The following is an 8,213-nucleotide window of genomic DNA, read 5'->3' as shown; positions in this document are numbered from 1 at the left end:
TGGAACTTCATCTCCGTCTCCGGCTACCACATCCGCGAGGCCGGGAGCACCGCGGTCCAGGAGCTGGCCTACACCCTGGCCGATGGTTTTGAGTACGTGGAGTGGGCTCTGAAGCGCGGTTTAGACATCGACGAGTTTGCCCCCCGCATCTCCTTCTTTTTCAATGCCCACAACGACTTCTTCGAGGAAATCTGCAAGTTCCGTGCCGCTCGGCGCATCTGGGCTAAGGAGATGCGCCACCGCTACGGAGCCAAGAACCCGCAAAGCTGGATGCTCCGCACCCATGCCCAGACGGCGGGGGTCTCCCTCACCGCCCAGCAGCCCCTCATCAACATTGCCCGGGTGGCCATCCAGGCCCTGGCCGCGGTGCTAGGGGGCACCAACAGCCTGCACACCGATGCCTACGACGAGGCCCTGGCCCTGCCCACCGAGGAGTCGGCCAAGATCGCCCTGCGCACCCAGCAGATTATCGCCTACGAGAGCGGCGTTACCCACACCGCCGACCCCCTGGGGGGAAGCTACTACGTGGAGTGGCTCACCGACGAGATGGAGCGCCAGGCCATGGCCATCATCGAGGAGATCCGGCGCATGGGCGGGGTGGTGCGGGCCATTGAGGAGGGCTACTTCCTGCGCGAGATCGCCGATGCCTCCTACCGCTTCCAGCAGGAAGTGGAGCGGGGTGAGCGCATCATCGTGGGGGTGAACGCCTTTCAGGACGAGGGCCTGCAGGTGCCCATCCAGCTTATTGACCCGAAGGTGGAGCAGGTGCAGGCTGAGCGGCTGGCCCGGGTGCGGCGGGAGCGGGACCCCAAGCGGGTGCAGGAGGCCCTGGCGGGTTTGCGCCGGGCGGCGGTGGAGGGGCAGAACACCATGCCTCACTTCGTGGAGTGCGCCTTGGCCTACTGCACCCTGGGCGAGATGATGGACGAGCTCAGGGCGGTGTACGGGGTTTACGAGGAGCCGGTGCTGGTGTAGGGCTTCCCGGTAAACTTTGGGTATGCCCTTTCTCTACCGTAAGCCCCGTGGGCTACTGCCCTACGCCCTTTACCTCCCCCAAGGGGAGCCCCCGGAAGGCGGGTGGCCCCTGGTGCTCTTTCTCCATGGCTCGGGTGAGCGGGGCCGCGACGGAAAAAGGCAGACCCGGGTGGGTCTGGGCCCGGCCATTCTGGAAAACCCCCAGGCCTGGCCGGTGGTGGTCCTGATGCCGCAGTGTCCCGAAGGGGAGTGGTGGCGCGGAGAGACCCTGCAGAAGGCCTACGCGTTGCTGGGTCAGGTGGAGGTGCAGTACCGCACCAACCCCCGCCGGGTGTACCTAACCGGTCTTTCAATGGGGGGCCACGGGTGCTGGAACCTGGCCTGTTTGTACCCCGAGCGCTTTGCTGCGGTGGCCCCTGTTTGCGGGGCGGGAGACCCCTTTTGGGTCTGGCAGCGGCTGGGAAAGGTGCCCATTTGGAACTTTCATGGCGCTGCCGACGAGGTGGTTCCAGTGAGCTTTTCCCGGGCCTTGGCCGACGCGTTGGCCAAAGCAGGGAATGTCCAGGCCCGCTTTACCGAGTACCCCACTGAAAAACACGACGTATGGAACCGGGTCTACCGGGACCCTGGCTTTATTCACTGGCTCCTATCCCAGGAGAGGACGGTGGTCTAGGCCGTTTGCAGGATGGGAATTTCCGAGAGAAAGGTGACGGGCAACTTGCTGTTGCCTTGGTGAAAGGCTGCCAGGCGGGCTACCACGTTGGCGCCTGCTTTCTGGGCCACCTTCTCGAGCGCCCGCATGGTGCCCCCTGAGGAGACCACATCGAAGACCAGGGCCACGTTTTGTCCCAGGAGCTTCTCGGCCATGCGGCTGTCCAGCCAAAGGGTCTCGCTTACCCCAAGGGTGAGGGACTCCACTTCCTGGATAATCGGGTCTTGCATGTAGGGGCGGCGCTTGCGTCGCACCACCACGTAGGGCTTGCCGCAAATGGCGCTCATGGCGTGGGCCAGCACGATTGGGGAGGTTTCTAGGGTGAGCAAGGCGTCTGTTTCGGGCGGGAGGTGCTTGACCAGACCCTCAGCAGCGGCCTGCACCAGTTCCACATCGCCCATAATCTCCACCAGCGGGATGTGGACTCCGGGCAGGGTTTCTACCACCGGCACGTGACGGGTGATTTTTCCGATTGTGATGGGGTAGGTCTCCATAAGTAGGCTCCTCCTTTCCAGGTTATCGGGGCAGGATGAGTATGCGCACAAGGGCGGTGCCTACTCCGGTTTGAACAGGGGCAGGTGGCCCAGGGCGATTACATCGTCCCGCGGAGAGCCTTCGGTGAACACCGCCAGTACCGCACCCACCTGGCCTCCTACCTCGCTGATGAGGTCAGAAAGGCCCTTTAGGGTACTTCCGGTGGAGACCACGTCGTCCACAATGGCCACCCTTTTGCCCTTGATAAGGGGTATGTCGCTGCCATCCAGCACCAAAAGCTGGGGTTTGCCGGTGGTGATGGAGATGACCGTGCGGGAAACGGGGTTGATCATGTAGGGCTTCTCGGTTTTGCGGGCCACCACGTAGGGTTTGCCGCTCAGCCGGGAGAGGGCGTGGGCCAACGGGACGGCCTTGACCTCTGGGGTAACCAGGGTGTCAATATCGGTGGGGAGGCGCTCTGCAAGGGCAGCTGCGGCTCGCTCGACCACCTCCGTATCCCCCAGCATGTTAAACAGCGCCACCGCCACGTCGGGGCCTACCTGTACCACCGGGAGCTCCCGGCGCAGTCCGGCGATCTCTACGGGATAGGTTTTCACGGCCATAGTTTATAGGCTGCTTGGGTAAAAGCAAGGGGATGCTTTGTGGCACACTTTTGCCGGTGCTGTGGGCGTATACTCAAGACATGGTGCCCGCCCGCATCGAAGGCATGGGGGTTGACCCAGGAAACGGCAACCTGATCGTGATGCTCAAGGCCGAGAACAACCTGGTTTTGCCGGTGGTGATCGGCGCCCTGGAAACTCAGAACATCATGATCCACCTTTCCGGTGAGAAGCCGCCCCGTCCCCTAGGGCCTGACCTCTTCTACAACACCCTCGAGCTTCTGGGGGTAAAGGTGCTGCGGGTGGAGATTGTGGAGCTTAGGGAGGGTACCTTTTACGGCCGGTTGGTGCTCGAGCACCGCGGCATGGAGTATGAGGTGGACTGCCGCCCCTCCGACGGGATGGCCCTGGCCATCCGGGCTGGGGCGCCCATCCTTATTGCTGAGGAGGTGCTCAGGCAAGCCGGCATCCAGGAGTCCCAGCTCACCCGCCAGGGGGAGCCGCCCAAGGCCTGAGCTAAGCGTCGGAACGCAGATGTACGTGGACGTGAAAGACCTCCTGGCCACCTTTTTCGCCCACGTGAATCCTGAGGAAATACCCCTCGAGGCCCATCTTTCGGGCAATCCGGTTTGCGGTGAGCATCAGCCGGCCCAGCTTCAGGGCCCCCTCCGGTGTGTCGGGGTAGTCGGCCAGGGTGGGGATGTACTCCTTGGGGCAGACCAGGATATGTACCTTGGAGCGGGGTCTTATGTCCTTGAAGGCGATGAACTCCTCGTCTTCGTAGACGATATCGGCAGGGAGCTCGCGTCGAATGATCTTTCCGAAGACGGTGGGGTTCTCCATGGCCTACAGTATAGCCAAAGCCTCCTCAGGCCCGCTGGAGCGGCGCCTTCGCTTCGCGCACGGATAGGGATAGGGTAAGGGCCGGTATCAGCAGCAGGCCCAATAGGCTCAGGCTTTCAACAACCCCGAAGCGCTCCACCATGGGCCCCACCACCCCATAGAGCAGGCCGGCGAAGCCCCAGGTGAAGCCCATCAACAGGCCCGAGACGGTGGCCATCTGGGCGGGCTCGTGTTCCTGGGCCATGGCAACCGCTACCGGTACGCCCGCGTTCATGAGGGCCCCGGTGAGGGCCAGGAGGCCCACGTACAGGGGGTTTTCCGGCGGAACCAAGAGCAAAGCCAGGTAGAGGGGAATGGCAAAGGCCATGGTGCCCACCAGCACCTGGCGGCGCCCCAGCCGGTCGGAGAGGGTGCCTCCTAGGAAGGCCCCCACCGTGGCCGAGATGCTGTAGACCGAGAGGGCCAGGGCCACCTGGGCGTCGGGGAGGCCCCGCTGATGAAACCAGAAGGGGATGGTGGTGGAGAAGCTTAGGAAAACCACGCTGCGGAGGGTGGACACGGCCCACAGGCGGGCCACTTGGCCCCGGAAGACCCGGCCCACGTCGCGAAGGGTGGAGGGCCTGGTTTGCAGCCGGGTGGGGGGAGCCTGCCGCAGGAGGAGCAGGGCGGGCGCCAGGGCCAGGGGGATAAGCCAGGCCAGAGCCTTCAGACCCCCCTGGTTCACGACGGCCAGCGAAACCACCGGGCCCAGGGCCAGGCCGATGTACCCCCCGGTGCCAAAGAAGCTCATCCAGAAGCCCCGTCGGGCAGGGTCGGCGTACTGGCCGACCAGGGCGGCTCCTGCGGAGTGGAACAGGGCCGAGCCCAGGCCCGATAGGGCCAGCATGGCCCCAGCCACCCAGAGGTTGGGGAAAAAGCCCAGCAGGCCCCCACCCAGGGCCATCAACAAGGGGCCCAGGGCGGCCAGCAACCGCCGGTCGTACCGGTCGGCAACCAGCCCCGCCAGGGGTTGCAGGAGGCTGCCGGTCAGGGATTGCAACGCCACCAGGGTTGAGACGGCGCCGTAGCTCACGCCGAAGGCGGCCTGGAGCTTGGGCAGCAAGGGCGTAAGGAAGGCCCCGAAGAGGTCGTTGGTGGCGTGCAACCAGGAGAGCAGAAAGGGCAGCACCCCTAGAGCATACGCTTGGGGTTTTTTCCCGGAAAGGGATTTGAGATGCAAAGCTGGGTGGCTGCTTTAGCTAAGGTTTCGTCGAGGGCGGCCCAGCTCCTTGCGTATCTGCTTTTGCCAGCTTCGCTGGAGTTCCAGGGCCCGGGCCTGTTCTCCTCTCAGCAGGTAAAGCTCCACCAGCCGGGATAGGGCCTCTTCGTCCAGCGGGTCAAGCTCCAGCAGGCGCTTCAGGTAGTGGGGCTCGCTTTGCCGAAGAAACAGCCCCCGCACCCTAGCCCTTAGCTCGTGGCGCCGCTCCTCCAGTGCGTTCAGATACACCCCCGGCATCAGCGGCTCGTGGTAGAGCTCGAGCACCCGGGGGGCTTCCCCCGCTTCTAGGGCCGTCTCGAGCTGATCTAGGTCGCTTTCCACCCGCACGAGGCCTTCGTTTTGCAGGTAGGTGGGGACCCCCCAGGGCTCCAGGCTCTTGCGCAGACGGTTCATCCAGACCGAGAGGTTGTTGCGGGCGCTCTCCTCGTCCAGGTCAGGCCAGAGCTCGAAGGCCACCTCGCTGCGGCTAAGGCCCAGCAGCAAAAGGGCCAGCACCTCCCGCCGACGGCCCTCCAGCACCACCTCTCCCAGCGGCCCTCGCACGCTGAAACGCCCCAATACCCGCACCTGCAGCGGGGGTATCTCCTGGGCGCGCAGCCGAATGGCGGCCTGCCAGCCTGAGGCCAGCACCTCCTGTAAGGGGTAGGACTGGGCCAGCTCGGGGCGGTCCGGAGGCAGCTCGTCTAGGCGCAGCAGGCCGGGTAGGACGCGCTGGGCTTGGGAGGTCAGGTGGAGAAGGGCCTCCAGGTCTTGGGCTTCTCGGCCCACCCGGTAGCGCACCGCGTGCCAGTGAAGGCGCTCTTCGCGGCCGGTGGGGTAGGGAGGCAGGGCGCTTGGGTCCCCTCTCAGCTCCGCCCTCGCCAGTCCAGCATAGAAGCCCTCCAGGCCCTCTACCCAGGCTGGGTCCCTTTGGAGCAGGGCTAGGAAGGCCCGCCCCCGCTCTACCAGATAGGGGCTTTCCCAAAGCCCAGCCCGGCCGACCAGCCGCTCCAGGTCCTCGGGGTCTTCCCGGAGGTAGGCCAGGTACATCTCCGCCTCGAGGCTGGCCAAGGGGTTGCCCGGCGTGTGGGTGGCCTCCTCAAAGTGGGCCTCGGCCCGCTTGCGCTCCCCTAAAAGCAGGTACAGCCGGCCGAGGTCGCGCAGGCTGCCGGGCCGGTTGCTCTGGAGCACCCCTGTCAGTTTGGGGATGATCTCCTCTAGGGTGCGCACCCGCTGCAAAAGGTCGCCGTACAGCTCAAACCGCAGTAGGCTCAGGTTTTCGAGGGGGGCCAGCCGGAAGGGGCTGCCTGGGGGAAGTAGCTCCAGGGCCCTTTCCAGGAGCCTCTCAGCCTCTTCGGGCTGGCCCCCTTCAAAAAATATGCGGGCCGCATCGTTTAGGAAACGCCCCGCAAGCTCGGGGGAGACCTGGGGTAAAACCTCCAGGCCGCGCTTCAGGTAGGCCTGGGCCCGCTCCAGGTCTTTTCCCAGCATGGGCTCAGCGCAGTAGTAGGCCAGGTAGCCCAAGGCGATAAGGGCCACGCGGAAATCCTCAGCGTCGGTTAGGGGTTCCAGCAAGGTAAAACCGCTCCGGTCGCCGCTTTGGAGCAAGGCCTCCCCCAGACGCAGCCGAGCGCGGGGCCCTCCCTTTTCCAGAAGGCCGCGCCAGGCCACCAGCCGCTCCACAGGTATCTCCAGGGTGCGGGGCTCCTCTAGATAGGCCAGCAGCTCCTGGTGGAGCCCGGCCTGCCAGAGGGCTTCGGCGCGCAGGCCGGGGGGCAGCCGGTTTTGCTCAGCCCGCACCACGGCCCGCACCTCCTGGGCCAGGCTTTGCTGGGCCATGCGCTTGAGCAGGTCGTGCAGCTGGAAGCCCTGCGGGGTTTTGCGCACCAGGCCCTTTTGGAACAGCTCAAAGGTGGCCTCTGTGGCTATCTCCTCGGGGAGGTAGGGCAAGACGCTCAGCAGTAGCCCCTCGCGAAAGGCCGGTGGGGATAGGCTGTCCCGTAGTCCTCGCAGCAGGGCTGGGGCATCGGGGGGTTCTCGGGTATACGCCGAGAGGTAGAGGGGCAGTGGCCAGCCTCCGGTCATCTGGTAGGCCCTTTCCCAGCCGTCCCGTCCAGCAAAGAGGGCCCTGGCCTCCTCGGGGGTAAAGGCCAGCTCGGGGGCCCCCAGGTGCACCAGGCGTCCTTCAGACCGGAGCTTGGGCAGCTCGGGGTAGCCCAGGGCCTCCCGGCTGGCCAGAAGCACCAGCGCGGGTATGGTGCGCAGAAGGGGGGAGAGGGCTTCGTCGCCCTGTAGGTCCTCCAGCACCAAGAGGGTAGGTTCCCGCGCCAGGGCCTCGGTGAGGGGGGCCCAGGGGGCCTCAGAGGGCAGGCCCAAGGCTCGAGCGATCTGGTCTTTGGGGTCCCCCAGGAGGCTCGAGGCCCAAAGGGTGCGCCAGCCCAGCCGGGCCGCGAGCTGGCCGGCCAGCACGCTCTTACCAAAGCCCGCCGGTGCCTGTAACCAGACCACGTATCCGGTAGCGGTAGGTAGGGCGTCAAGCAGTCTTTCGCGCACCAGAAACGTGGGGGAGCTCCAGCTCAGGGCCATGCTAAGGCCATTTTAGCCACTTCAGAAGGGGATTCTTCGGGTATTTTGCACACCCCCGGTTAAGGTTTTTGTAAGCTCCCCGTTCCTAAGCTGACCCTGGCGCGATGCCGCTCAGGAGGTAACAATGCGAAAACTGGTCTGGATTGGTTTCTTGCTGGCGCTTTCGGCCTTTGCTCAGGGAAGGGTCTTCTTAGAAGGGGCGGTCTCGAACATAAGCCTTGCCTTCACCAACCCCACCCAGTTTGGGATGCAGCTGGGTTTTCTGGGGGGTGTGAAGGAGTTGGCAGGGCCCTTCGGCCTCAGGGGTGGGGTTGCCATAAATGTGCAGCAAGGTATCGCTACCTTTGACCTGTCGGCGGGGGCGCTCTTCAGCTTTGGCCGCTCGGGCGTCATACCCCAGGCCGGGCTGGGCTTTTTGGCCGGATTTGGCGGGCAGACTACCACCTTTTCTGTAGAGGCCCTGGTGGGTCTGGAGTACCCGGTCAACCGGAACGTCTCGCTGGTGGTGAACGCCCTGCCCAATGTGCAGTTTGGCGGCCAGACCGTCTTCGTGGTTCGCATGGGCGCGGGGCTTCGAGTCTACCCTTAGGCTCTGAATGCGCTGGTTGGGTTTGCTAGGCTTGGTGGTTTTGGCCGGATGTGCCGGGGAGCGGGGGCGCGCGGCCATACACGAGCCCCCCCGGCGGGTGGTGGTCACCGGGGGGCGCGCTGCCCGACGGCGGCCGCTGAACCCCAACCCCGGCGCCCCGTTTTACGGGCGGCAGGC

At 65.1% G+C, this 8,213-nt stretch carries 9 protein-coding genes; 4 read left to right on the top strand and 5 right to left on the bottom strand.

The window, feature by feature from the left end:
- Positions 1-975: methylmalonyl-CoA mutase family protein (locus NZ849_RS09030; RefSeq protein WP_295406304.1), on the top strand; the 975-nt coding region annotated here is incomplete at its 5' end.
- A gap of 22 nt (positions 976-997) precedes the next feature.
- A complete protein-coding gene (locus tag NZ849_RS09025; protein WP_295406302.1) occupies positions 998-1,648 on the top strand; it encodes a PHB depolymerase family esterase in 651 nt (216 codons plus the stop codon).
- Here the strand turns inward: NZ849_RS09025 and NZ849_RS09020 are convergent.
- Complete coding sequence (locus tag NZ849_RS09020; RefSeq protein ID WP_295406300.1) at positions 1,645-2,181, bottom strand: phosphoribosyltransferase family protein; 537 nt, start codon at positions 2,179-2,181, stop codon at positions 1,645-1,647. The genes NZ849_RS09025 and NZ849_RS09020 overlap by 4 nt on opposite strands.
- Before the next feature lie 60 nt (positions 2,182-2,241).
- Complete coding sequence (locus NZ849_RS09015; RefSeq protein ID WP_295406299.1) at positions 2,242-2,784, bottom strand: phosphoribosyltransferase family protein; 543 nt, start codon at positions 2,782-2,784, stop codon at positions 2,242-2,244.
- Positions 2,785-2,864: 80 nt separating this feature from the next.
- Between NZ849_RS09015 and NZ849_RS09010 the strand changes: the two genes are divergently transcribed.
- Positions 2,865-3,296, top strand: coding sequence for a bifunctional nuclease family protein (locus NZ849_RS09010; protein ID WP_295406297.1), 432 nt, complete (start codon positions 2,865-2,867; stop codon positions 3,294-3,296).
- Between the two features lies 1 nt (position 3,297).
- Here the strand turns inward: NZ849_RS09010 and NZ849_RS09005 are convergent, their stop codons facing one another.
- The 3 genes from NZ849_RS09005 to NZ849_RS08995 all read right to left on the bottom strand — a co-directional run bounded on the left by NZ849_RS09005 (position 3,298) and on the right by NZ849_RS08995 (position 7,447).
- Positions 3,298-3,624, bottom strand: a complete 327-nt coding sequence (locus NZ849_RS09005) for a histidine triad nucleotide-binding protein (protein WP_295406295.1) — start codon at positions 3,622-3,624, stop codon at positions 3,298-3,300.
- A gap of 25 nt (positions 3,625-3,649) precedes the next feature.
- Positions 3,650-4,792, bottom strand: coding sequence for an MFS transporter (locus tag NZ849_RS09000; RefSeq protein WP_295406293.1), 1,143 nt, complete (start codon positions 4,790-4,792; stop codon positions 3,650-3,652).
- Between the two features lie 66 nt (positions 4,793-4,858).
- Entirely contained in the window at positions 4,859-7,447 is a 2,589-nt protein-coding gene (locus tag NZ849_RS08995; RefSeq protein WP_295406291.1) for a transcriptional regulator, read from the bottom strand.
- A 124-nt stretch (positions 7,448-7,571) separates the two neighbouring features.
- Here NZ849_RS08995 and NZ849_RS08990 point away from each other — a divergent pair, with 124 nt between their 5' ends.
- A complete protein-coding gene (locus tag NZ849_RS08990) occupies positions 7,572-8,036 on the top strand; it encodes a hypothetical protein (protein ID WP_295406289.1) in 465 nt (154 codons plus the stop codon).
- The last annotated feature ends 177 nt before the right edge of the window (positions 8,037-8,213 follow it).

The sequence above is a fragment of the Meiothermus sp. genome (genome assembly GCF_025060375.1).
Classification (GTDB): Bacteria; Deinococcota; Deinococci; order Deinococcales; family Thermaceae; genus Meiothermus.
The sequence above is the reverse complement of the archived record's forward strand: the minus strand, read 5'-3'. Positions and strand labels throughout refer to the sequence as shown.

Bases quoted from the DNA above. Each gene is read 5' to 3' on its own strand.
- NZ849_RS09025 (WP_295406302.1), top strand. From the start codon at position 998: ATGCCCTTTCTCTACCGTAAGCCCCGTGGGCTACTGCCCTACGCCCTT.
- NZ849_RS09020 (WP_295406300.1), bottom strand. From the start codon at position 2,181: ATGGAGACCTACCCCATCACAATCGGAAAAATCACCCGTCACGTGCCG.
- NZ849_RS09015 (WP_295406299.1), bottom strand. From the start codon at position 2,784: ATGGCCGTGAAAACCTATCCCGTAGAGATCGCCGGACTGCGCCGGGAG.
- NZ849_RS09010 (WP_295406297.1), top strand. From the start codon at position 2,865: ATGGTGCCCGCCCGCATCGAAGGCATGGGGGTTGACCCAGGAAACGGC.
- NZ849_RS09005 (WP_295406295.1), bottom strand. From the start codon at position 3,624: ATGGAGAACCCCACCGTCTTCGGAAAGATCATTCGACGCGAGCTCCCT.
- NZ849_RS08995 (WP_295406291.1), bottom strand. From the start codon at position 7,447: ATGGCCCTGAGCTGGAGCTCCCCCACGTTTCTGGTGCGCGAAAGACTG.
- NZ849_RS08990 (WP_295406289.1), top strand. From the start codon at position 7,572: ATGCGAAAACTGGTCTGGATTGGTTTCTTGCTGGCGCTTTCGGCCTTT.